This window comes from Bacteroides sp. AM41-16 (genome assembly GCF_003603495.1).
Lineage (GTDB): Bacteria > Bacteroidota > Bacteroidia > Bacteroidales > Bacteroidaceae > Bacteroides > Bacteroides uniformis.
In genome coordinates this window covers 21254-45155 of the sequence record NZ_QTNE01000018.1, presented here as the reverse complement: position 1 = coordinate 45155, position 23902 = coordinate 21254, and the positions used below count along the sequence as shown (strand labels likewise).

23 protein-coding genes are annotated in these 23902 nt (G+C 46.0%); 10 read left to right on the top strand and 13 right to left on the bottom strand.

What is annotated here, in order from left to right; genetic code table 11:
- Positions 1 to 18 precede the first annotated feature (18 nt).
- From DW896_RS15250 to dnaG, 6 genes are all read left to right on the top strand, one after another.
- Positions 19 to 768, top strand: a complete 750-nt coding sequence (locus DW896_RS15250) for an endonuclease/exonuclease/phosphatase family protein (protein WP_005830009.1) — start codon at positions 19 to 21, stop codon at positions 766 to 768.
- Between the two features lie 293 nt (positions 769 to 1061).
- The gene (locus tag DW896_RS15245) at positions 1062 to 1910 is read left to right on the top strand and encodes a prephenate dehydratase (protein ID WP_005830004.1); all 849 of its coding nucleotides are present in this window, start codon (positions 1062 to 1064) and stop codon (positions 1908 to 1910) included.
- Complete coding sequence (locus DW896_RS15240; protein WP_005830000.1) at positions 1885 to 3066, top strand: pyridoxal phosphate-dependent aminotransferase; 1182 nt, start codon at positions 1885 to 1887, stop codon at positions 3064 to 3066. The genes DW896_RS15245 and DW896_RS15240 overlap by 26 nt, the downstream gene beginning before the upstream one ends.
- A 214-nt stretch (positions 3067 to 3280) precedes the next feature.
- Positions 3281 to 4348: a bifunctional 3-deoxy-7-phosphoheptulonate synthase/chorismate mutase type II gene (locus tag DW896_RS15235; protein ID WP_005829998.1), complete on the top strand. Its 1068-nt coding sequence runs from the start codon at positions 3281 to 3283 to the stop codon at positions 4346 to 4348.
- A gap of 85 nt (positions 4349 to 4433) precedes the next feature.
- The gene (locus tag DW896_RS15230; protein ID WP_008664194.1) at positions 4434 to 5207 is read left to right on the top strand and encodes a prephenate dehydrogenase/arogenate dehydrogenase family protein; all 774 of its coding nucleotides are present in this window, start codon (positions 4434 to 4436) and stop codon (positions 5205 to 5207) included.
- Between the two features lie 87 nt (positions 5208 to 5294).
- On the top strand, positions 5295 to 7397 hold the full coding sequence (gene dnaG / locus DW896_RS15225) for a DNA primase (RefSeq protein ID WP_098032161.1): 2103 nt from the start codon (positions 5295 to 5297) through the stop codon (positions 7395 to 7397).
- 22 nt (positions 7398 to 7419) lie between these two features.
- On the opposite strand, the gene folE is transcribed toward dnaG, so the two are convergent.
- The 13 genes from folE to DW896_RS15160 form a co-directional block, all read right to left on the bottom strand.
- A complete protein-coding gene (gene folE / locus DW896_RS15220) occupies positions 7420 to 8007 on the bottom strand; it encodes a GTP cyclohydrolase I FolE (protein WP_005829983.1) in 588 nt (195 codons plus the stop codon).
- Positions 8008 to 8016: 9 nt separating this feature from the next.
- Positions 8017 to 8475 carry an SPOR domain-containing protein gene (locus tag DW896_RS15215; RefSeq protein WP_005829980.1) on the bottom strand — a complete coding sequence of 153 codons (459 nt, stop codon included), beginning with the start codon at positions 8473 to 8475 and terminating at the stop codon, positions 8017 to 8019.
- 101 nt (positions 8476 to 8576) lie between these two features.
- A complete protein-coding gene (tpiA, locus tag DW896_RS15210; protein WP_005829974.1) occupies positions 8577 to 9332 on the bottom strand; it encodes a triose-phosphate isomerase in 756 nt (251 codons plus the stop codon).
- Positions 9333 to 9397: 65 nt separating this feature from the next.
- A complete protein-coding gene (locus DW896_RS15205; RefSeq protein WP_117589420.1) occupies positions 9398 to 10690 on the bottom strand; it encodes a BT_3928 family protein in 1293 nt (430 codons plus the stop codon).
- The gene (locus DW896_RS15200; protein WP_005829969.1) at positions 10680 to 11222 is read right to left on the bottom strand and encodes a DUF1599 domain-containing protein; all 543 of its coding nucleotides are present in this window, start codon (positions 11220 to 11222) and stop codon (positions 10680 to 10682) included. Before DW896_RS15200 ends, DW896_RS15205 begins: the two co-directional genes overlap by 11 nt.
- A 109-nt stretch (positions 11223 to 11331) precedes the next feature.
- Positions 11332 to 12201: a M23 family metallopeptidase gene (locus DW896_RS15195; protein ID WP_005837478.1), complete on the bottom strand. Its 870-nt coding sequence runs from the start codon at positions 12199 to 12201 to the stop codon at positions 11332 to 11334.
- Positions 12202 to 12470: 269 nt separating this feature from the next.
- On the bottom strand, positions 12471 to 14567 hold the full coding sequence (gene recG / locus DW896_RS15190; RefSeq protein ID WP_035450091.1) for an ATP-dependent DNA helicase RecG: 2097 nt from the start codon (positions 14565 to 14567) through the stop codon (positions 12471 to 12473).
- Positions 14555 to 15229, bottom strand: a complete 675-nt coding sequence (locus DW896_RS15185) for a 2-C-methyl-D-erythritol 4-phosphate cytidylyltransferase (RefSeq protein ID WP_009037872.1) — start codon at positions 15227 to 15229, stop codon at positions 14555 to 14557. The genes recG and DW896_RS15185 overlap by 13 nt, the downstream gene beginning before the upstream one ends.
- A 48-nt stretch (positions 15230 to 15277) precedes the next feature.
- On the bottom strand, positions 15278 to 15832 hold the full coding sequence (locus DW896_RS15180) for a DJ-1 family glyoxalase III (RefSeq protein WP_005829959.1): 555 nt from the start codon (positions 15830 to 15832) through the stop codon (positions 15278 to 15280).
- Between the two features lie 14 nt (positions 15833 to 15846).
- Entirely contained in the window at positions 15847 to 16665 is an 819-nt protein-coding gene (locus DW896_RS15175) for a TonB family protein (RefSeq protein WP_035450093.1), read from the bottom strand.
- Between the two features lie 34 nt (positions 16666 to 16699).
- Positions 16700 to 17110 (bottom strand): biopolymer transporter ExbD, encoded by a 411-nt coding sequence (locus DW896_RS15170; RefSeq protein ID WP_009037870.1) that lies wholly within the window; start codon positions 17108 to 17110, stop codon positions 16700 to 16702.
- 34 nt (positions 17111 to 17144) lie between these two features.
- Positions 17145 to 17861, bottom strand: a complete 717-nt coding sequence (locus tag DW896_RS15165) for a MotA/TolQ/ExbB proton channel family protein (RefSeq protein ID WP_009037869.1) — start codon at positions 17859 to 17861, stop codon at positions 17145 to 17147.
- Positions 17861 to 18574: a pyridoxine 5'-phosphate synthase gene (locus DW896_RS15160; protein WP_005829949.1), complete on the bottom strand. Its 714-nt coding sequence runs from the start codon at positions 18572 to 18574 to the stop codon at positions 17861 to 17863. The genes DW896_RS15165 and DW896_RS15160 overlap by 1 nt, the downstream gene beginning before the upstream one ends.
- 104 nt (positions 18575 to 18678) lie before the next feature.
- Between DW896_RS15160 and DW896_RS15155 the strand changes: the two genes are divergently transcribed.
- The 4 genes from DW896_RS15155 to DW896_RS15140 all read left to right on the top strand — a co-directional run bounded on the left by DW896_RS15155 (position 18679) and on the right by DW896_RS15140 (position 23863).
- Positions 18679 to 19548: an NAD kinase gene (locus DW896_RS15155; RefSeq protein WP_009037868.1), complete on the top strand. Its 870-nt coding sequence runs from the start codon at positions 18679 to 18681 to the stop codon at positions 19546 to 19548.
- A gap of 294 nt (positions 19549 to 19842) precedes the next feature.
- The gene (locus DW896_RS15150; protein WP_005829818.1) at positions 19843 to 20424 is read left to right on the top strand and encodes an RNA polymerase sigma factor; all 582 of its coding nucleotides are present in this window, start codon (positions 19843 to 19845) and stop codon (positions 20422 to 20424) included.
- Positions 20425 to 20477: 53 nt separating this feature from the next.
- A complete protein-coding gene (locus DW896_RS15145; protein WP_009037867.1) occupies positions 20478 to 21482 on the top strand; it encodes a FecR family protein in 1005 nt (334 codons plus the stop codon).
- A gap of 218 nt (positions 21483 to 21700) precedes the next feature.
- Positions 21701 to 23863: an FAD-dependent oxidoreductase gene (locus DW896_RS15140; RefSeq protein ID WP_117589422.1), complete on the top strand. Its 2163-nt coding sequence runs from the start codon at positions 21701 to 21703 to the stop codon at positions 23861 to 23863.
- The last annotated feature ends 39 nt before the right edge of the window (positions 23864 to 23902 follow it).

Below are 23902 nucleotides of genomic sequence, written 5' to 3'. Positions count from 1 at the left end.
ATTCAATTATTGCCGCCAATGAAACGAAATTTATTTCTATCAGTACTTTTTGTACTGATGTTCGCACCTGCCCATGCACAGCAAGTGAACATATTGTCCTATAACGTACATAATTGCATAGGTATGGACAAGGAGTACAATTACCGGCGCATTGCCAATGTTATCAGTCAAACTTCTCCGGACATAGTCGCCCTGCAGGAACTTGACAGTGTAACGGTGCGCAACAAAGGAATCCATGCTCTCGGAGAACTAGAAAAACTGACCGGAATGCACGGGACTTATGCAGCAGCCATTCCTTTTCAGGGTGGAAGCTACGGCATCGGAATCCTCTCCAGAGAGATACCCATAAAATACAAAATCATTCCAATGCCCGGACGGGAAGAAAAACGTACCCTCATTATTGCAGAATTTAAAGATTATGTATTTTGTGCCACACACCAGTCCCTCACTCCAGAAGACCAGCTCCTTGCCGTACCATTGATAGAAAAAGCCTTGCAAAACGTCGATAAGCCCATCTTTATGGCAGGCGACATGAACTCTGCACCAGCAAGCGTTCCCCAGCTGGAATTGGCAAAACATTTTGCCACCCTCAATGACACAACCTCTTATACTTTCCCGGCAGACCGTCCCAACCGATGTATAGACTACATCTACGGCTATTCCAAGAATGGGTATCGGTTTGACGTACAATACCGGAAAGTCATAGAAGACACCATTTCATCCGACCATCGTCCGGTTCAAGTCATTGTACAAGTTAAAGGGAAATAAGTTAAATTGCTACTATCCCTAAAAAAAACATTGTTTTTTGTTTGTATATAAAAGAAAAGCATTACTTTTGTCACGTAATTCAAAAACAGAGAATACAAGTATGAAGTCATTTACTTATGCATATTACTTCTTTTTTTACTTTTACTTTAGCCAGAAAGTAGAGCGGGAGTTTGTATGTATCAAGTGACAGTGATGCTTAAGGACTGAATAGAGAAACAAGTAAATATACAGAATCCCGCTCCATCGTATGGAAGCGGGATTTTTTTTATAGCATAACCAAGAAAATAAAAATAATGAAAAAGGTAGCCATTCAAGGAACATTAGGCTCGTATCACGACATCGCCGCACACAAGTACTTCGAAGGAGAAGAAATAGAGTTAATCTGTTGCGCCAACTTTGAAGACGTGTTCGGTGCCATCAAAAAAGACAGTCAGACCATAGGAATGCTGGCGATAGAAAACACCATTGCAGGTAGTTTGCTGCATAACAATGAGCTATTACGCCAAAGTGGCGCACAGATTGTCGGCGAGTACAAGCTGCGTATTTCCCATAGTTTTGTCTGCCTGCCCGATGAAGACTGGGATGATATTACCGAAGTCAACTCCCACCCTATCGCCCTGATGCAATGCCGTGAATTCCTGGGACAACACCCCGGAATCAAAGTGGTGGAAGGCGAAGATACCGCCCGCAGTGCCGAAATCATCCAACAGGAACATCTGAAAGGCCATGCAGCTATCTGCTCCAAAGCTGCTGCAGAGCGTTATGGCATGAAGGTCCTGCAGGAAGGTATCGAAACCAACAAACATAACTTCACCCGTTTCCTGGTCGTAGCCGACCCTTGGCAAGTAGATGAACTGAACCGGCATCGCAGCAAGGACGTCAACAAGGCAAGCATGGTATTCACACTTCCCCATACTGAAGGAAGCCTTTCCCAAGTATTGTCTATTTTGTCTTTCTACCGCATCAACCTGACCAAGATACAATCACTGCCCATCATCGGGCGTGAATGGGAATACCAGTTTTACGTAGATGTCGTCTTCGACAATGTACTGAGATATAAACAATCCATTGCGGCCATCACACCGCTGACCAAAGAGCTGAAAATATTAGGAGAATATGAAGATGGAAAATCAAACGTGTAGAATAAAGCCTGCCGACCGCCTGGCAAGCGTAAGCGAATATTACTTCTCGAAGAAGCTGAAAGAAGTGGCACAAATGAATGCCGAAGGAATGGATGTCATCAGCCTGGGAATCGGAAGCCCCGACATGCCGCCTTCCGAAAAGACAATCCGGACACTTTGCGAAGCTGCCTGCAATCCGGACGGACATGGTTACATGCCCTACGTAGGTATCCCCGAACTGCGCCGCGGTTTTGCGGACTGGTACCAAAAATGGTACGGTGTAGCATTGAATCCCAACACAGAGATACAACCGCTCATCGGCTCCAAAGAAGGCATCCTGCACGTGACGCTGGCCTTTGTCAACCCCGGTGAACAAGTATTGGTTCCCAATCCCGGCTATCCCACCTATACTTCATTAAGCAAGATTCTGGGTGCCGAGGTCGTGAACTATAACTTGAAAGAAGAAAACGGCTGGATGCCCGACTTCGACGAACTGGAACGGATGGACATGAGCCGTGTAAAACTGATGTGGACCAACTATCCCAATATGCCCACCGGGGCGAACGCAACACCGGAACTGTACCGGAAACTGGTGGACTTCGCACGCCGCAAGGACATCGTCATCGTAAACGACAACCCCTACAGTTTCATCCTGAACGAACATCCTATCAGCATCCTCAGCATTCCGGGTGCCAAAGAGTGCTGCATAGAATTCAATTCCATGAGCAAAAGCCACAACATGCCGGGCTGGCGTATCGGCATGCTTGCCTCGAATGCCGACTTCGTGCAATGGATATTGAAAGTAAAAAGCAACATCGACAGCGGTATGTTCCGTGCCATGCAACTGGCAGCCGCCACTGCCCTGGAAGCAGAGCAAGACTGGTATGACGGCAACAACGCGAATTACCGCAACCGCCGTCAGTTGGCAGGAGAAATCATGCATACCTTGGGTTGCACCTACGACGAAAACCAGGTAGGCATGTTCCTCTGGGGCAAAATCCCCGACAGCTGTACAGACGTGGAAGAACTGACTGAACACGTGCTGCATAAAGCCAGAGTGTTCATTACTCCCGGGTTTATCTTCGGAAGTAACGGGAAACGGTATATCCGCATCTCCCTCTGCTGTAAGGACAATAAACTGGCAGAAGCATTGAAGCGTATCAAGGACATGAAATAAATGCTTACAAGTAAGAGATGAACACCCTAAAGCCGGAATCCCGTTTACTAAAACTCCACCGGAGATTTACTAAAACGGGAGGAACGATTTAGTAAATCTTCTCCGACGTTTTACTAAATCTCCGGGACCTTGCTCAGAAAGTCTTCTGAAAAGGAGGAAACGTCACAAGGAAGAAAAAGCATAATTAAAGAATATTATTAAACAAATAAAGAATATGGAACTCGAATTAGAACCTATCACATTACCTGGTGTTGAAGACAAACGCCCTATGGTAATAGCCGGCCCCTGCAGTGCCGAAACCGAAGAACAAGTAATGAGCACCGCCAAACAATTGGCAGACAAAGGCCTCAAGCTATTCCGTGCCGGCATCTGGAAACCGCGCACCAAACCGGGCGGCTTCGAAGGAGTAGGCGTAGACGGCCTTGCATGGCTGAAGGAGGTAAAGAAAGAAACCGGCATGTACGTTTCAACAGAAGTAGCTACCGCCAAACATGTATACGAATGCCTGAAGGCTGGAATTGACCTTCTTTGGGTAGGTGCACGTACCACCGCCAATCCTTTCGCCGTACAGGAAATTGCCGATGCACTGAAAGGCGTAGATATCCCGGTACTGGTGAAGAATCCGGTAAATCCTGACCTGGAGCTGTGGATTGGAGCTTTGGAACGTATCAACAATGCAGGCTTGAAACGTCTGGGTGCCATCCATCGCGGATTCAGCAGCTATGACAAAAAGCTCTACCGTAACTTGCCCCAATGGCATATCCCCATTGAGCTGCGCCGCCGAATTCCCAACCTTCCTATTATCTGTGACCCCAGCCACATAGGTGGAAAGCGCGAACTGGTTGCTCCACTCTGCCAGCAAGCTATGGATTTGGGCTTCAACGGACTGATTATCGAGAGCCACTGCAACCCGGACTGTGCCTGGAGCGATGCAGCCCAGCAAGTCACCCCGGATGTGCTGGATTACATCCTCAACCTGCTGGTCATCCGCAAGGAAACACAAAGCACCGAGAACCTCAGCGAATTGCGCAAGCAGATAGACGAATGCGACAACAATCTTATTCAGGAGCTGGCCAAACGGATGCGTGTGGCACGTGAAATCGGTACATACAAAAAAGAGCATGACATGACCATCCTGCAAACCGGACGCTACAACGAAATCCTCGAGAAACGCGGCTCGCAAGGCGCATTGTGTGGCATGGATGCTGAATTCATCAAAAAGGTATTTGAGGCGATACACGAAGAAAGTGTGAGGCAACAAATGGAAATTATAAATAAGTAATTATTTAATGTGCCAATGTGCTTATTGGCTGCGCAGTGATGCCGCATGGCAATAAGCACATTAGCACATTAGCACATTAAACATCATGAGAATACTTATACTTGGGGCCGGAAAAATGGGCTCTTTCTTTACAGATATATTGAGTTTCCAGCACGAGACGGCTGTGTTCGATGTCAACCCGCACCAACTGCGTTTTGTCTACAACACCTACCGCTTCACTACATTGGAGGAAATCAAGGAGTTCGAGCCGGAACTGGTCATCAATGCCGCTACGGTGAAATACACACTGGACGCCTTCCGCCAAGTGCTGCCAGTACTGCCTAAGGACTGCATCATCAGTGACATTGCTTCGGTAAAGACCGGATTGAAGAAATTTTACGAAGAAAGCGGTTTCCGATATGTATCGACACATCCCATGTTCGGCCCTACTTTTGCCAGTCTCAGCAATCTGAATACAGAGAATGCCATCATCATCAGCGAAGGTGACCACTTGGGAAAAATCTTCTTCAAGGACCTCTACCAGACAATGAAACTGAACATCTTCGAATATACATTCGACGAGCATGATGAGACTGTAGCCTATTCGCTGTCCATTCCGTTTGTATCCACCTTCGTGTTTGCAGCGGTAATGAAACACCAGGAAGCTCCAGGCACTACATTCAAGAAGCACATGGCTATTGCCAAAGGACTGCTGAGTGAAGATGACTACTTGCTCCAAGAAATTCTCTTCAACCCGCGCACTCCCTCACAAGTGGAGAACATCCGCCTGGAACTGAAGAATCTGCTGGAAATCATCAACAACAAGGATGCGGAAGGCATGAAGAAGTATCTGACCAAAATCAGAGAAAAGATTAAATAGAAAAGATGTCCATTGTGAAAACATCAGGTTCCCTCGTCCTCAACGAGGGATTTTTTTTATCTTTGCACTGTTAATAGAACCGCTTTCATGATAGACCAACCCACTATAGACAGAATTCTCGATGCCGCACAAATATACGATGTCGTATCGGACTTCGTTACCCTGCGCAAACGCGGCGTGAATTATGTAGGACTGTGTCCCTTCCACGATGACAAAACCCCTTCTTTCTATGTATCCCCCGCCAAAGGGCTCTGCAAGTGCTTTGCCTGCGGAAAAGGAGGAAATGCAGTGCATTTCATCATGGAGCACGAACAGATGTCTTATCCTGAGGCGCTGAAATATCTCGCAAAAAAATACGGCATTGAAATCAAAGAACGCGAACTATCCAGCGAGGAGAAGATAGCACAGAGCGAACGGGAAAGCCTCTTCATTGTGAACAACTTTGCCCGTGACTACTTCCAGAATATCCTAAAGAACCACGTAGACGGACAGAGTATCGGCATGGCCTATTTCCGCAGCCGCGGCTTCCGGGATGACATCATCGAGAAGTTCCAGTTGGGCTATTGTACCGAGAGCCACGATGCCCTTGCCCAGGAAGCTTTGAAAAAAGGCTATAAAAAGGATTATCTTGTCAAGACCGGCCTCTGCTACGAGACGGACGACCACCGACTGCGCGACCGCTTCTGGGGGCGGGTCATCTTTCCGGTACACACTCTCTCCGGCAAGGTGGTGGCTTTCGGGGGACGTGTGCTTGCCGGCGCCACCAAAGGCGTCAAGGTGAAGTACGTCAACTCGCCTGAATCGGAAATTTATCATAAAAGCAATGAACTGTATGGCATATATTTTGCCAAACAAGCCATTGTGAAACAAGACCGTTGCTTTCTGGTCGAAGGTTATACGGATGTCATTTCCATGCACCAATCGGGCATAGAGAATGTGGTTGCCTCTTCGGGCACGGCATTGACACCCGGACAAATCCGGATGATTCATCGTTTCACCAACAATATGACAGTGCTCTACGACGGTGACGCTGCCGGTATAAAGGCCTCTATCCGAGGTATTGATATGTTGCTGGAAGAAGGCATGAACGTCAAAGTCTGCCTCCTGCCCGACGGTGACGACCCGGACTCCTTTGCACGCAAACACAATGCGACGGAGTTCCAGGCCTTCATACAAGAGAATGAAACGGACTTTATCCGCTTCAAAACCAATCTGTTGCTGGAAGATGCAGGAAAAGACCCCATCAAGCGTGCCGAGCTTATCGGAAACCTTGTGCAGAGCATTTCCATCATTCCCGAAGCCATTGTGCGTGATGTCTATATCAAGGAGTGCGCCCAATTATTGCACGTAGAAGATAAACTGCTGGTTTCTGAGGTTGCCAAGCGTCGCGAAAAGCAAGCCGAGCAACAAGCTGAGCGAGCAGAACGCGAGCGTCGGTCGGCCAATGCCGCAAGAGCCAATGCAGAAGCAGGTGTCAATGGCAGTCATACTGCAGCTACAGCTACCAGCCCCGACGCACAACAAGCTGGCTATCCGTCCGAATCACTGCCTGCCGGTCTCCCTTCCGAAACACCTCCACCTTTTCCACCCGAGGAAGAATATGTATCCTTCATCCCACAGGAGGGCAAGGAGGGCCAGGAGTTCTATAAATACGAACGACTTATTCTGAAGATGGTAGTGCTCTATGGTGAGCGGGTGATGTGCAATGTCACCAATGAAGAGGGGCAGGAAACCCCTATCACTGTAACTGAATATATAGTCAATGATTTAAAAGAAGACGAACTTGCCTTCCACAATCCGCTTCACCGGCAAATCCTGACAGAGGCTGCCGAACGTATCCACAATGAGGGTTTTACCGCCGAACGGTATTTTGTGGCGCATCCCGACCCCGTCATCAGCAAGCTGAGCGTGGAGCTTATCAGCAACCGCTATCAGTTAAGGAAATCACAGATAGAACAAATGGTGACGGACGAAGAACGCCTCTATGAGCTAATTCCACGGTTAATGATAAACTTCAAATATGCCATCGTCTGCGAAGAATTGAAGCATACCCTATTTGCGTTACAGAACCCTGCCATAGCCAATGATGAAACCCAGTGTAACAGCATCATGGAGCGCTACAACGAATTGAACAAAGTAAAAAGCATCATGGCAAAGCGGCTGGGAGACAGAGTCATCCTGAATTTTTAAATTCAATTCGGGGAGTTCTCCGTCAAGAATTATGCCTGATTAAATTCATAAATTCCTCGCGGGTCTTCGCTTGGTTGAATGCTCCGGTAAAATCGGATGTAGTGGTAATGGAGTTCTGTTTCTCTACTCCGCGCATCTGCATGCACATGTGTTTGGCTTCCACAACAACCATAACCCCCAGCGGATTCAGCGTCTCCTGAATACACTCTTTTATTTGGAGAGTCATACGTTCCTGCACTTGCAGGCGGTGAGAGAAAATATCCACTACGCGGGCTATCTTGCTCAGTCCGGTAATGTAGCCGTTAGGAATATATGCCACATGTGCCTTTCCGTAGAAGGGAAGCATGTGATGTTCGCAAAGCGAGAAGAAATCAATGTCTTTCACAATCACCATCTGACTGTATTCTTCTTGAAACTTGGCTGAACGGAGTACCTCGTGCGGGTCCATATGATACCCTTTCGTCAACGACAACATGGCCTTCGCCACCCGTTCAGGTGTCTTCTGCAAACCTTCACGTCCGGCATCTTCACCCAACAGAGTAAGGATGCGGTGATAATGTTCCTTCAATTCATCTAATGAAGGAGATACAATTTCTTCTTTTCCTAACATGATAATTCTTTATAAGGGGATGTTTATCTGCTCTTTCACGATAGAAACTTCCTTGAATACACCAGTAGCCCGCAACTGACGCATCATGGCATCCGCTTCTTCGATACTGCGGAAATCTCCTGCACGGCACAGCCAACGGGGGGGATTGAAAGAGGTATAAACTGTAAGTTCGGGAAAATGTTCCTTGATGCGGGTAGCTACCGCATAAGCTTCGTTCTTGGCCTGACGGGTATTATTCCCTGCATAAACTTGTATGCGGTAACCCGAACTTTTAATCACTTTCTGCTCATCCGAACCGGCAGGAACATACTCCGAACCTATCAATGCCGCAATGCGTGCATCTTGATGGATAGTCACCTTGCCTTGTCCCGGCACATTACGTTCCAGGCTTTTCACAATATTATTCTGCGCTACAGAAATCGTTGCAAAAGCGAAACATGCAACCAAAAGTAAACCAAGCTTTTTCATGAGTCAATATCTTTATATAACGGAAAATGGAAAGCTGAAAATGGAAAACAGTTATGCAGATACGACATGCAATCCATTTTCAACTTTCAGCTTTCAACTATTTAATTAAAGGCATCGATGATACCCTTGAAGTCAGAAACCTTCAAGGCAGCACCACCAATCAGACCGCCGTCAACATCCGGGTTGGCAAACAGTTCCTTTGCATTAGAAGGCTTACAGCTGCCACCATAAAGGATAGAGCAGTTGTCAGCAATTTCCTTACCATACTTTTCAGCAATCAAGGAACGGATGAAAGCGTGGATTTCCTGTGCTTGTTCTGCAGTAGCAGTCTTACCGGTACCGATAGCCCAAACCGGCTCGTAAGCCAAAATAATCTTAGAGAAATCTTCGGCAGACAAAGAGAATACAGAAGCCAGCTGAGCGGCTACCACTTCATTCTGCTTGTTTGCTTCACGTTCTTCCAATACCTCACCGATACAGAAAATCGGAGTCAGACCGTTAGCCAAAGCCAATTTTACTTTTTCTTCCAGAATAGCAACTGTTTCACCATAGTAAGCACGACGTTCAGAGTGACCCAGAATGACATATTTTGCACCAGTAGAAGCAACCATAGCAGCTGATACTTCGCCGGTATATGCGCCTGACTCCTTGTCTGCACAGTTTTCTGCACCTACACCAATCTTGGCAGCGTCTACCAAAGGAGTAACAGATGCCAGGTGGATAAACGGAGTACAGATGATTACATCACAGTTAGGCTTTTCGTTAGCCAATGTTTCATTCAGTTCTTTTGCAAGAGCAATACCCTCTTGGAGGGTTTTGTTCATTTTCCAGTTTCCTGCAACAATGTTTTTTCTCATTTTGTTTTATTATTAAAAGGGTTAATGTATTTACTATTTGACAATTTACTATTTACTATTTGATACTATTGTTGTCTGAGGCGTTGTTTCTCCCGGCGCCTTACGACTAAAATATCGACACAAAGCACCATCATCAGAGGAAGGATGAACCACAACAACACATAGCCTATTGTTTGTAAGTCACTTTCCTGCTTCTGCTTGCCCAATTCCAACTTGTCCAGGCTATCGGTCAGCACATATTCATCAGGCAGCCGGTTGTCACTCCACTTATTCAAAATTGTTCCGTCCTTTACCAACAGCAAACCGGGATTTGAACGGATAATGGTCTTCAGCGTAATATCATCTGTCTGGCAGAAAGGGTATTCTGCTCCAGTCTTGTCACGCCACAATTCTATCTCGTCTTCCGGAGATGAAGTCAAGGCATAAAAGCCATAACCATGCTCCACACTGTAATCGTATATTTCATTGATAAGGTCGATGTTACTGTCGTCCGCTCCTTCTATCCGATGGGCAACCAGCAGAAACGTATATCCTTTATCCGACAGTACGCTGTCCGTTATATCTTCCCATGTATCCAGACTCATCATGGAAAAATCGTGAATGGGAGGTTCATAACCTTTTTCCTTCAGTATCGTACGCGATTCTACAAACGTCCATGTACTGTCCGGATAGTTATCCAATGTAAATTCCTGACGCTTTCCTCCTTTTTCCAAAATGAACCGGCTTTCAAACACGCTTGGTTTAGCACCTTCCGGAATTTCCATGCCCGCCTTGATATTCGCTCCAATTCTGTAAGGTCGGAAATCAAGTATCGGCAAATTCTCCAGGCAATAGAAGGACAACGCAAACACAAATAGAAACGTATACATGGAAATCATCCACTCCATCTTCGGAGTAATGAAACGTACCAGTAAATCCTGCCACTTGAATACAGATACTGCCGCCACCAACAATACTACGTTCTTGCCGAAAGTCTGCCAATTGGTCAATATCCACGCATCACCGAAGCATCCGCAGTCGGATACCGGATTCGCCAAAGCCAGATAAAGTGTCAGCGGAGTCATTACAACCATCAGCAATAATGCCAATGCAGATGCCACCTTCCGGCGTATACCCAAAAACAAGAAAACACCTACACTGAACTCTATGGCAGACAACACTATCCCTACCAGCAAGGGCGCATAAGAAGGAAACCAGGAAATCATGCCGAAAGCCGTCAGGTAATCCTGAATTTTATAGAAGAAACCCAACGGATCAACAGCTTTCACAAATCCGGAAAATATGAACAAAGCCCCCAGCAGAAAACGGCAGAGGTTCACCCAAACTTTCCCGACAATATGTTTCTTGTCAATCTCCAAATTCAATCTTAATTAAGCCGAATACGGAATAGTTAATCATATCCATATAATTGGCATCAATACCTTCCGAAACCAAAGTCTCCCCGGACAAGCTTTCAATCTGCTTTGTCCGGTAAATCTTCATCAATATTAAATCCGTATACGAACTGATACGCATACTACGCCAAGCCTCATCATAATCATGATTTTTGGCAAGCATCAACTCCAAAGAGGTTTTGGCATATTTGTCATACAGCACCAATGCCTCTTCATTGGTCATATCGGCAGCTTCGGCATAACCAAGTTCCAACTGTATCAGCCCTACAATTCCATAGTTGACAATAGCTATGAATTCAGAACGGATGCCTTCGTCTACCAAAGTCACCCCTTTCGTTTCAATACTTCTGATACGGTTGGCTTTGATGAATATCTGATCTGTTACGGAAGACGGACGAAGAATGCGCCACGCCGGACCGTAATCATGAAGTTTCTTAGAGAACAAGTCACGGCAAACCGCAATGACATGTTCAAATTGTTGCTTGGTATCTTTCATTTCCTTTTTTCACAGTGCGCTGCAAAGATAGGAATAATTAAAGAAAAAGAAAAAGAGGGCACTCTAAAATCTATTAAAGTACCCTCTTCTATAGAGATTGTTTACGTTTTTATGAGCAGCGCAATACTTGTCCCGGTCTCAGGATTGTTTTACGCGTAATTCTGTTCAGTTTGCAAAGCTTGTCGATGGAGGTTCCCTGACGTGCTGCAATCCGTCCCAATGTGTCTCCCTTCTTTACCTTATAGAACAGACCTTCACCCGATGCCATGCTACGCGCCGTACCGGAAGAGCCTTTTGTCTTATGGAAAGTATAGGAATCAGCTACGATATCCTGCTTTTCAAAATCAAACATAAGCGCAGGATTGATGGGAATACCCAAGAAACGGGTTTCAAAGTGAAGGTGTGAACCGGTAGAACGTCCGGTATTTCCTCCCAATGCAATCGGTTCGCCGGCTTTTACCAACTGGTTTGTATCAACTAATTGTTTAGACAAGTGTCCGTAAACTGTTTCCAAGCCATTGTCGTGACGAATAACGACGTATTTGCCGTATCCACGACGACCTTGATTCTTGACAACGCGTACTTTTCCATCAAAAGCCGCACGGATTGTATCGCCTACATACACCTTGATATCCAAACCATAATGAGCTCTTCTTCTCCGGGGACGGTAACCGAATACATCTGTGATACGGGTATTGGGAGTAGGCATACAGAAACCGGTCAAATCAAATGTATAGCTCTCAGGCACAATCGCATTGCCATAGGCTTGTACGAATTCGTTATTCCAGTTGGGATACAAATCCAAACCCGGATACAATGATTGTTCCGCACGTATCTGTTTTTGCAAAGCCAGTGAATCTACACTCTTAAGTTTTCTGTCGATGGGGGCCTGGCGGGCAATCAGGTCTTGCGAGAAAGAATTCAAGCTAACCATTGCCGTCGCAGCCAATAAAGCAGTTTTTATCCAATTAAAATTCATCCGTTTCGTCATTCATTTTGATATCCGTTGCAAGCATCTCGGCAAATCAAACACCACTTGTTCTACGCGAATATCCAGATTGATTTTCAAAAATTCTCCCAAAGGTAACATTTCTCTCTGAAAAACGACATCAGTCATTAACTATTTTTTCGAAGAGGAGGAAACTGTAAAGCTCGCAAAGATGTCTTAATCCCCTATAGATAGGAGATTTACAAGCAAACATGTTTTACAACATAAAATGCAATAAAAGTGCATGTTTAACCGTTTTTTCAGCTAATGGCAGCCCAATTAACGTTCGTTTTTCTCAACGCTTTCAGTTGTCGCCACAAGACCTCGTTCTCAGGCAACATGCCATGTGGATCTGCATCCACCACCGTTTGCGCTACTTCACGAACATATTGCAGCAGTTGTCCGTCACGGGCTATATCGGCAATCTTCAGATCGAAAGCAATGCCGCTCTGCTGTGTCCCTTCCAAATCTCCAGGACCACGTAGTTTCAAGTCTGCTTCCGCTATTTCAAAGCCGTCATTAGTCCGCACCATTATCTCCAAACGCTTCCTTGTATCCTCCGCCAACTTGTAGCCGGTAACCAGGATACAATAGGACTGGTCAGCTCCACGTCCTACACGTCCCCGAAGCTGATGAAGCTGGGACAGCCCGAAACGCTCGGCGTTCTCAATCACCATCACCGAAGCATTGGGCACATTTACACCTACCTCAATCACGGTGGTAGCCACCATTATCTGTGCCTCGCCGGATACGAACAATTGCATCTGAGCATCCTTTTCAGCAGGTTTCATCTTTCCATGTACCTTGCAAACCCTACACTCGGGAAACTCTTCACAAACATGCAGATACCCTTCTTCAAGGTTCTTTAAGTCAATCTTTTCGCTTTCCTTAATCAGCGGGTAGACAATATAGACCTGCCGGCCTTCGGCAATCTGCTTGTGCATGGACTGATACAAGCTTATCCGACGGCTATCAAACTGATGAAGAGTGACAATCGGTTTACGTCCGGGAGGCAATTCATCGATGACAGACACATCCAAATCGCCATAAAGCGTCATTGCCAATGTACGGGGAATCGGGGTTGCCGTCATCACCAATACATGGGGAGGCTGCACATTCTTTGTCCACAACCGTGCCCGTTGGGCCACACCGAAACGATGCTGCTCGTCAATCACAACCAAACCGAGCGAAGCAAAATTCACCGTATCTTCAATGACGGCATGGGTACCTATCAGTATATGTATGTCTCCCGTCAACAAACCGACAAGGATAGCTTCGCGCCGCTTGCCCTTAACAGAACCGGTCAACAGTTCCACACGTACCTCCATTCCATACAGCAGCTCACGGATGGTTTCATAGTGCTGGTTTGCCAAAATCTCGGTAGGTGCCATCATGCATGCCTGAAAACCATTATCGAGCGCCATCAACATACTCATCAGTGCGACAAGCGTCTTTCCACTTCCCACATCCCCTTGCAGCAAGCGGTTCATCTGCTTTCCTGAGCCTACATCCTTACGGATTTCCTTCAATACCCGCTTCTGTGCATTGGTCAGTTCAAAAGGAAGATTACGGGAGTAGAAGGTATTGAACACTTCGCCCACCCTTTCAAAAATATAACCGCGATATTTCCGCTGACGGTCTTTTGCATACCTCAGGATATTCAACTGTACGTAAAAGAGCTCCTCAAACTTCAGGCGATACTGTGCCTTACGCAATAAATCCGGATTAGCGGGAAAGTGTATATTGACCAAAGCTTCCGTCAACGGCATCAGATGATGCTCGGCAAGTATAGCGGGAGAAAGGGTCTCGGGCAACGGCTCACGCAACTGCTGCACCACCGTATTCATCATCTTCTCGATGGCATGCGAATTGAGAGAACTCCGTTTCATCTTTTCAGTCGTATTATAATAAGGTTGTAACCCCATGGACGACAATTTCAAATCCGAAGCAGAGTCTATATCCGGATGAGCCATATTTATTCTACCATTGAAGAAGGTCGGTTTTCCGAACACAATATATTCCTGATGCACTTTATACTTCCCTACCAAATATTTGATGCCCTGGAACCAAACCAGGTCCACCACCCCCGTACCGTCCGAGAAATGAGCAATCAACCTGCGCTGGCGCCCTTCTCCAGCCGTCTCAAAACTTAGTATTTCACCTTTCAGCTGAATATAGGGCATCGTCCCATCGATCTCCTGAATATAATAAATCCGACTGCGGTCTACATATTTATATGGAAAGTAATATAGCAAATCGTGCAAGGAGTAAATGCCCAATTCCTTATTGAGCACCGAAGCACGCTGCGGCCCGACGCCCGACAAATATTTTATGTCACGCGTGGCTAAATCGAACATGAACCTATCAGAGCTGTGGCTATTTTTAAATCAAAAGGAGTGGTTATTTTAATGTTTTCCCGATTTCCCGGCGTCAAAAAGACAGATACACCCAATGCCTCCACCACAGAAGCATCATCGGTAAAATGGGGTGTATAGGGCTGCTCGTATGCCGCTTTCAGCAGTTCCGCATCAAAAACCTGGGGAGTCTGCACCAATCTATAATCATCCCTGCCGACAGTCACACTGCTTTCCCCTTCCATACGGCGAACGGTCTCCACCACACCGATTACCGGAATTACGGCCTTTTTCTCGGCTGCCAAGTCATAACAGCGTGCAATCACTTCCCGGGCCACGAACGGACGCACCCCATCGTGCACACCGACCAAAGCAGGTGTCTTGACCAAAGCCAAACCGTTCTTTACGGAGTGGAACCGCGTCTCCCCTCCATCTGCAATGGCATGCGGCAATGAAAAACAGTACTCCCTGCACAGCTGCCTCCAGTAATCCTGCTGGCTGTGGGGAAGCACCAATATTATCCGTATCTCAGCATTGTAGTCATAAAACGCCTCCAGAGTGCGCATCAAAACAGGTTTCCCCCCTATCGGGAGAAACTGTTTGGGGAGTTCGGTCCCCATGCGCAAGCCCTTGCCACCGGCAACAATCAGAGCATACTGAACCATTTATGATTTATGATTTATGATTTATGATTTATGATTTATGATTTTAAATCATAAATCCGTTACGCACATAGCTTCTTTCAGTTCCTGCACCTTCTCTTTGCCTTGCAACAGCTCCACTACGGCCAATGCAAACTCCATGGCAGCGCCCGGTCCTTTACCAGTGATGATATTGCCGTCTCTTTCTACCGGAGCACCCGTACATTCGGCACCTTCCAAATACTGTTCAAAGCCGGGATAGCAAGTAGCCTTCTTGCCTTTCAGCAATCCCAGCTTACCCAATACCATAGGAGCCGCACAAATAGCAGCAATCGGTTTCTGCTCTTGGGCAAAACGCAGTACCAGATTACGCAGTTCTCCACACTTCTCCAAAGTGGACGCACCCGGCATACCGCCAGGCAATAATACAAGCTCTGCATCAAAGAAGTCGCAGTTCACTACATTCTTATCGCACAAGACCGGAACATCGTGTGCTCCCGTCACTATTTCATCAGGGGTTACCGTCACCATTTCTACGTTCAGTCCGGCGCGTCTCATCACATCCACAGAAGTAAAAGCTTCTATTTCTTCAAATCCGTCGGCAAAAAAAACATAAACTGTACCCATAATTGTTCCTCCTCTTATTTTAGATTAAAATAATACGTTATTGTTCCCGTCTGATTGTTCAAGCCGCTTACCGCATTGAAACGGGCTTTCTTGGCAGCATCCTCTGCCGCTTTCCGCAATGCGGGATTGACGGTATTGGTCTGGCGGTTGATGCTGGTTGCTATCACATGTCCGGCAGGGTTCACTGTGATGGTCACCACAACCCTACCTTCATCCTGCACATTATATACCGGCCGCGGCAATCCGCCCTCACCAAGAGAACGTCCGCCCAAATTAAACGAGCCGTAGCCTCCCGTACCCGAAGTGGCTCCGGACGGAGCATTTCCCGTAGGACTTCCTTGAATACCTTCGCCTTCCGTATCGCCTTTACTACCCATTTGGGCACCTTTGCCAAAAGCGCCAGCTACCCGTTTACGGGCAGCTTCCTCGGCTTCCTTACGTTCCCGTTCGGCTTTTGCCGCTGCCAGTTTGCGGGCCTCTTCCGCTTTTTCGGCTTCCGTCTTTTCCGGTTTCTTCACCTCCTCCTTTTTCTTGGGTTCGGCTTTGGGCTTTATGGCAACGGTTTCTTCAGTTTCCTGCGTAATGATGTCCTGCTCCACCGTTTCCTGCACCTGAGGAGCGGTTTCCTCCGGCATGACATCCACCTTTACTAAAGAAGGGTCGGCAGCGCCCAGTGCATCGGGCACCTCTCCCAGCATAACGGGTACACCGCCTTCTTCCGAGGGTTCCGGCAGTGTGAATCCTACCAGTATCAGAAGGGCAATAATGGCAACATGCACCACAAGTGCACCTGCCATACCTATATATTTTCCTTTCTTCTTCTGATTCACCATTGCATTTACAATTTAGCCATGTACAATGTACGATTTAGTTTTCCGGTGGTCGTGTAGCCAGCACCATCTTGAATTTATTCTCGTTTGCAATGTTCAGCACCTTCACGATTTCCCGGTAAGGCACTGTTTCGTCAGCATACAAAGCTATATACATTTCAGGCTCTTTCGCTGCACACGATTGCAGGAAAGGAGTCAGCTCTTCAAGCGTCAACGTCTGTTCCTTGTCATTTCCGAAAGCAGCATAATAATTCAGATTCTTATCTATGATGACTCTCGTCAAAGGCTTTGCGGAAGTCTGTTGTTTTCCCTGCGGCAACAATACCTTGATAGCGTTGGGCGATACCATGGTAGATGTTATCATAAAGAAAATCAGCAGCAGGAAAATCAGGTCCGTCATGGACGCCATGCTGAAGTTGGGTGATATTTTAACTCTACGTTTTAACACGCCTTTATTTTTTAATTCCTAATTCTTTAATCAATCATTTCGCCGGTTCGTTCAGCAAGTCCATGAATGCCATTGTCTTGGCTTCCATCTTGTTGACCACGCCGTCTATCAGCGTCACCAGATAGTTATAGGCAAACATGGCTATGATGCCGACTATCAAGCCGCCCACCGTGGTAATCATTGCCTCGTAGATACCTCCGGAAAGCATCGTTATGTCAATATTGTTTCCGGCATTCGCCATCTGCCAGAACGCGCGCACCATACCGGTCACCGTACCGAGGAACCCAAGCATAGGCGCACCGCCGGAGATGGTAGCCATAATCGTCATGCCTTTCTCCAGCTTGGCAACCTCAAAATTGCCGACATTCTCGATGGCAGCCTGCACATCGTTCACCGGACGTCCCAGACGGCTGATGCCTTTTTCAATCATACGGGCCGAGGGAGTATCCACACTGCGACAATAAGCAATGGCGGCTTTCAGTTCCCCGCCCAGGATATAATCCTTTATCTTATCCATGAACTGGGGGTCTTCTTTCCCCGCCTTCCGGATAACATAGTTGCGTTCGAACAAGATGTAAAAGCAAAGTCCGGACATCAAGCCCAGGACAACCATAATCCAGCCGCCCTTGACGGCCATGCTCCATAAATTCATTTCGTCGGAAGCGTTTACTTGTGTCAGTACCGGATTGGCACCTGCAATAGAGTCAGTCAGTGCCGGAGCCACTTGGGCCAATAACAACATTACATTCATCAGCGAAGACAGTTTTTATATTCCTTGACCGTACGCTCCAATCCCAGATACAGCGCGTCACTAATCAGCGCATGCCCGATGGACACCTCGTCCAGCCACGGAATGTTTTGATAAAAATAATTCAGATTCACCAGGCTCAGGTCATGTCCGGCATTCAGCCCCAGGCCTAAGCTGCGGGCCACCTTGGCAGCCTCGACAAAAGGAGCTACAGCCGCTTCCCGTCCTTTGGGATAAGCCGTAGCATAAGGTTCCGTATATAGCTCCACGCGGTCGGCACCGGCTTTGGCAGCATATTCTATCATTTCGGCATCGGTGGAAACAAATACGGAAGTACGGATACCAGCATTGTTGAACTCATCCAACACTTCGTTCAAGAAGTCAAAATGGGTCTTGGTATCCCAGCCTGCGTTTGAAGTCAGCTGTGTAGGGCTGTCGGGCACCAAAGTTACCTGATGCGGTTTCACCTTCAAGACCAAATCCATAAATTCGGGTGCAGGATAACCCTCGATATTGAACTCTGTCCGCAGCAACGGCCGCAAATCATATACATCCTTACGGCGGATATGCCTCTCGTCAGGACGGGGATGCACCGTAATGCCATCAGCACCAAAGTCTTCACAATCCAGCGCTACCTTCACAACATTCGGGACATCACCTCCACGGGCATTGCGCAGCGTTGCCACCTTATTTATATTAACGCTTAATCTAGTCATAATTCGGTTTATAGTTTGGGACAAAAGTACAAATAATAGTTATATATTGGCAGCATTCTGAGAAAAAAATAGCATCTTTGCACTTCAATCCAACAGAATTGATTATGAAATTTGCCATATTCGGAAATACCTACCAAGCAAAGAAATCCTCGCATGCAGAAAACCTCTTCCGGTTGCTCGGACAGCATAATGCACAGCTCTGCATCTGCCGGGAATTCCATCACTTCCTGACTACCGATTTACATTTAAACATACCTGACGCCGAATTGTTTGACGGAGATGATTTCTGTGCCGACATGGTTATCAGCATCGGTGGCGACGGCACTTTCCTGAAAGCAGCCAGCCGTGTAGGAAAGAAGAATATCCCCATATTGGGCATCAATACCGGCCGGCTGGGTTTCCTTGCCGACATCTCACCGGAAGAGATGGAAGAGACCTTCGATGAAATCTACAACAACCACTATAAGGTGGAAGAGCGTAGTGTACTGCAACTGAGGTGCGACGATGAACGCTTGATGCAATCCCCTTACGCCCTCAATGAGATAGCCGTATTGAAGCGGGACAGTTCGTCCATGATCAGTATCCACGCCGCCATCAATGGCGCTCCGTTGACCACTTATCAAGCTGACGGCCTAGTTATCTCCACACCTACCGGTTCCACCGCCTACTCACTCAGCGTCGGCGGTCCGGTCATTGTGCCCCACAGTAAAACCATTGCCATCACCCCGGTGGCTCCACACAGCCTCAACGTCCGTCCCATCGTCATTTGTGACGACTGGGAAATTACACTTGATGTGGAAAGCCGCAGCCACAACTTCTTGGTTGCCATCGACGGCCGTAGCGAGTCCTGCAAAGAAACGACCCAGTTGCACATCTCACGTGCCGACTATAGCATAAAGGTAGTGAAACGGTTCAACCATATTTTCTTTGATACCCTTCGCAATAAACTAATGTGGGGGGCGGACATCAGATAAGCCTATATCACTTCATTCACTCCAGCAGGATAAGACAGTATTGACAATAAGCCCCTAAACCCATCCATCAGTTTACCACTTCTTATACTGCAAATGACTATTTCTGCCATCCTCCTTCATCGTGGAATATAGAATTGAATAATAATCACACAAAGTATATTTTCAGCAAAAAACTTTTAAATAAATAATAAAAACACCACCTTTGTAGTTCATTCTTTCAGAGTCTATGTGGAATAGTACTTTACTATACAAAGACACTACCATTCAGAATGCGTAAATGTAAGATGAATCAATATGCAGAAAGAAAATGATACTTTATTGGTAGCCAAGTTGAGAGAAGGCAATAAATTTGCCTTTGAAGCATTGTACGAAAAATACAGTGCCAGGCTGTACAACACCATCGTCCTTCTCGTATATGACAAATCATTAGCCAAAGACATCACCCAAAGCAGCTTCATGACGATATGGGAAAAACGCAGTAATCTGGATACCGAGAAAAGTTTTCCGGCATATCTATGCACCATCGCACGCAACATGGTATACAAAGAAACCGAACGAAGATTATTACACAACAAATTTGTAGAAAACAAGCTGAAAACAGAAGCAGAGGCTATCGAGGAAGATACGATGGATATGGACGTCTCCATCATTGAAAAACAGATAGAGCAACTTCTGCAAAGCCTGCCAGAAGTTTCACGGGAAGTCTTTCAGCTGAAAAGAGCAGGAAAACTGTCCAACAAGGAAATCGCCTCACAGCTAGATTTGACGGAACGTGCCGTAGAGGCTCATTTCTACCGTACTATGAAACTACTGAAAGAAGAATTACGCAAATTCATCATGCTTTTCCTCTCCTTCTACTTTCTAAATAATTGTTAAAGCACGAAAATCCGTGAGTGTTTTGGCAGGCATACAGATATATACTACAGAACATGGATAAAAAAGACAGTCATATTGAACTTTTGGATCGTTTCTTTCGAGGACTGACCAGCCCTGAAGAAGATGTACAGTTGAAATCATGGATTAAGCAACCGGATTTTCAACAGAAATTTTCCGCATACTATCAGCAATGCTGGGCACTGGCTCCGGACACGATGGACAAAGCCGTACAAAATGAAATGTTCACCGAACTTTTAAGCCAGATAGACGCAAGTTCCACCACGGAAACGAAGGTCCTGAAAACAAGGAACCGTTTCCTGCGTCAGATTGGGCGCTATGCTGCAGTTGCCTGCATCATATTGGCAGTGGGAAGCGGAGCCTATTATGCAGGAGTCAAACGACCGGCCGATGACGCCAATACAGAAGTCACCATGTCCGTATCCAACGGGCAGAAGGCCGACATCATTTTGGCTGACGGCACAAAGGTCTACATCAATTCCGATTCAAGAATTGTATATGACAACACTTACAACAAGAAAACACGTATGGTCTCCCTGGAAGGAGAGGCCTATTTTGAAGTTGCAAAGGACAAGGAAAAGCCTTTCATCGTGAAAGCAAATGGTATCAATGTACAAGCGTTAGGTACAAGCTTCAATATACGTGCACATAAAGACGATAAATCAGTAGCTGTAATCCTGATAAGTGGAAAGGTTAAAGTAGACGACGGCAGACACGAGGCATATATGAAGCCAAACGAAAGGCTCGTTTGCAACCTGACCAATGGACAGTTCGAAAAAAGCGAGCTTCATCCTAATGCAAGCAACTTACTGTGGAGAAGCAACGAACTAGCACTCTATGGTGAATCCTTTGAAGAAATTTGTACCATGCTTACTCGAATGTATAATTGCAAATTTATATTCAAAAACGAGAAAGCCAAACAATATACTTATCATGGCATCATTAAAAACGGCAGTTTAAACAATGTATTGGAATACATCAGCCAAGCTGGCGGCATTAATTACAAGATAGAATCTGACAATACGATTATAATATATTAGTAGTGTAAAATAGCCCTTTATATTAACTAAAACAAAAAGTATATGGAATAGATTTTATAGGATTTTTACCTCAGACACAATGACCTACTTCTGGCAGCGACAATAAAATTTAAACATTCGAGAAATATAGTTTTAATATACTCTAATAGCTTAATTAGGGTTAGTCTTTGTCGTACCTTCCTTAAAGTAAAAAAGTAATTAACCTGATATGATAAGACATGAGACAAAATAAAATAATTACGCGATTTTCAATATTACTGGGAGTGCTGTTCTTCTGGGGAAATAGCTTTGCCCAAATCAGTTTATCTATAAACCAGCAGACTATCAAGCAGATTATACCTCAAATTGAAAAGACTAGCGGCTACAATGTATTCTATACCGACAAACTGCCCAATCTTGATACCCGAAAAGATTTGCTGGTATCCAATGCCCCACTTGAAGCCACCCTAAAGGAATTGTTCAAAGGGACCAAAATTACTTTCGAAATAAAACCCAACAAGCAGGTTCTACTATTTCAACAAGCCAACAAGCCCTCAGGCAATAGGAAACAAGTACCCAGCAAGTTATTGGTGGAAGCAGAAAGCTTTGACAGAAAGGGGGGATGGGTAGTAGACCAGCAATTCATGGACCTCATGGGTTCACCTTATCTGATGGCTCATGGAATGGGAGTCCCGGTTGAGGATGCCTCCACTACCATTTCTTTTCCTGAAGACGGTACATATTATGTATTTGTACGCACCTACAACTGGACTTCTCCCTGGTATGATGGTAAAGGACCGGGAAAATTCACTTTAGCCGTCGACAATAAAAAGTTGCCAGTGGTTTTAGGGGACGAGGGCAAACAATGGATGTGGCAACCTGCCGGAACAGTCTCTGTAAAAGCAGGAAGCTCTAGTCTGACATTAAAAGATTTGACCGGTTTTAATGGCCGTTGCGATGCCATTTATTTTACTACGGAAAAAGGGCAGCTCCCTCCCGCTCAGGCCACACAACTGACAGATTTCCGTAAAAAGATGCTGGATATTCCAGCCGAACCGGAGCAATACTCCTATGATGTGATTGTAACTGGTGGCGGTATAGCCGGTATGTGTGCAGCCGCAACCGCTTCCAGATTGGGATGCAAAGTGGCATTAATCAACGACCGCCCAGTACTTGGCGGCAATAATAGCTCTGAAGTCAGGGTTCACTTAGGGGGCAATATCGGAGTAGGCCCCAATTCCGGACTGGGACGTATGATAAGAGAATTCGGACATTCTAAAGAAGGAAATGCCAAACCTGCCGCAAACTATGAAGATGAAAAGAAGGAGCTTTTTATCGCCAATGAAAAGAATATCACCCTTTATGCCAACTACCGCGCCATATCTGTAAAGACCGATGGCAACAGAATAGAATCTGTCATCATCAAGCATATAGAGAATGGAAAAGAAGTGGAACTGAAAGCACCATTGTTCTCCGACTGTACCGGAGACGGCACCATCGGGTATCTGGCCGGTGCAGACTACAACATGGGACGCGAATCCCGTACCGAATACGGAGAAGAGCTGGCACCGATTCAACCGGACAAAATGACAATGGGTTCATCCGTACAATGGTACTCTGCAGACAAAGGTAAACCTACCCGTTTCCCTATTTTCTCGTACGGCCTGCAATTCAATGAAAAGAATTGCGAAAAAGTGACGATGGGTGAATGGAAATGGGAAACCGGCATGAACTTCAATCAAATCGACGACTTCGAACGTATACGTGATTATGGCTTAATGGTCATCTATTCTAACTGGAGTTTTCTGAAAAATGAATTAAAGGACAACAAGAAATATAAGAACCGCGCATTGGACTGGGTAGCCTATATTGCCGGGAAACGCGAATCACGCCGATTGTTGGGCGATTATATTCTAAAGCAAGATGATATAGACAAAAATGTCTATCACGAAGATGCCTCCTTCGTCACAACCTGGAGCATCGACCTGCATTTCCCGGATTCACTCAATGCGTCACACTTTCCTGATGCGCCCTTCAAAGCAGCAACCAAACACATCCATATATATCCTTACGCAGTGCCCTACCGCTGCCTATATTCTAGAAATATCGAGAATCTTTTTATGGCCGGCCGCAATATCAGTGTTACCCATGTGGCACTGGGCACTGTCCGCGTAATGCGTACCACCGGAATGATGGGCGAAGTTGTCGGGATGGCAGCTTCCTTATGTAAAAAGTACAACACCACTCCGAGAGGAGTATATCAGAAACACCTACCGGAATTGAAAGCACTGATGAAAGAGGGAGTAGGAAAAAAAGAAGGGATTCCCGATAATCAGAAGTTCAATGAACAAAAATTATTAAAAGAGCCTCGTATATTTATCATTGAAAAAAACAAGAAGTAAGAAACACGTTGATACTACAATTTAAGTATTAATAAAACA

Coding starts and splice junctions, on each gene's coding strand:
- DW896_RS15250 (WP_005830009.1), top strand. CDS start 19: ATGAAACGAAATTTATTTCTATCAGTACTTTTTGTACTGATGTTCGCA.
- DW896_RS15245 (WP_005830004.1), top strand. CDS start 1,062: ATGAAAAAGGTAGCCATTCAAGGAACATTAGGCTCGTATCACGACATC.
- DW896_RS15240 (WP_005830000.1), top strand. CDS start 1,885: ATGAAGATGGAAAATCAAACGTGTAGAATAAAGCCTGCCGACCGCCTG.
- DW896_RS15235 (WP_005829998.1), top strand. CDS start 3,281: ATGGAACTCGAATTAGAACCTATCACATTACCTGGTGTTGAAGACAAA.
- DW896_RS15230 (WP_008664194.1), top strand. CDS start 4,434: ATGAGAATACTTATACTTGGGGCCGGAAAAATGGGCTCTTTCTTTACA.
- dnaG (WP_098032161.1), top strand. CDS start 5,295: ATGATAGACCAACCCACTATAGACAGAATTCTCGATGCCGCACAAATA.
- folE (WP_005829983.1), bottom strand. CDS start 8,007: ATGTTAGGAAAAGAAGAAATTGTATCTCCTTCATTAGATGAATTGAAG.
- DW896_RS15215 (WP_005829980.1), bottom strand. CDS start 8,475: ATGAAAAAGCTTGGTTTACTTTTGGTTGCATGTTTCGCTTTTGCAACG.
- tpiA (WP_005829974.1), bottom strand. CDS start 9,332: ATGAGAAAAAACATTGTTGCAGGAAACTGGAAAATGAACAAAACCCTC.
- DW896_RS15200 (WP_005829969.1), bottom strand. CDS start 11,222: ATGAAAGATACCAAGCAACAATTTGAACATGTCATTGCGGTTTGCCGT.
- DW896_RS15195 (WP_005837478.1), bottom strand. CDS start 12,201: ATGAATTTTAATTGGATAAAAACTGCTTTATTGGCTGCGACGGCAATG.
- recG (WP_035450091.1), bottom strand. CDS start 14,567: ATGTTCGATTTAGCCACGCGTGACATAAAATATTTGTCGGGCGTCGGG.
- DW896_RS15185 (WP_009037872.1), bottom strand. CDS start 15,229: ATGGTTCAGTATGCTCTGATTGTTGCCGGTGGCAAGGGCTTGCGCATG.
- DW896_RS15180 (WP_005829959.1), bottom strand. CDS start 15,832: ATGGGTACAGTTTATGTTTTTTTTGCCGACGGATTTGAAGAAATAGAA.
- DW896_RS15175 (WP_035450093.1), bottom strand. CDS start 16,665: ATGGTGAATCAGAAGAAGAAAGGAAAATATATAGGTATGGCAGGTGCA.
- DW896_RS15165 (WP_009037869.1), bottom strand. CDS start 17,861: ATGAATGTAATGTTGTTATTGGCCCAAGTGGCTCCGGCACTGACTGAC.
- DW896_RS15160 (WP_005829949.1), bottom strand. CDS start 18,574: ATGACTAGATTAAGCGTTAATATAAATAAGGTGGCAACGCTGCGCAAT.
- DW896_RS15155 (WP_009037868.1), top strand. CDS start 18,679: ATGAAATTTGCCATATTCGGAAATACCTACCAAGCAAAGAAATCCTCG.
- DW896_RS15150 (WP_005829818.1), top strand. CDS start 19,843: ATGCAGAAAGAAAATGATACTTTATTGGTAGCCAAGTTGAGAGAAGGC.
- DW896_RS15145 (WP_009037867.1), top strand. CDS start 20,478: ATGGATAAAAAAGACAGTCATATTGAACTTTTGGATCGTTTCTTTCGA.
- DW896_RS15140 (WP_117589422.1), top strand. CDS start 21,701: ATGAGACAAAATAAAATAATTACGCGATTTTCAATATTACTGGGAGTG.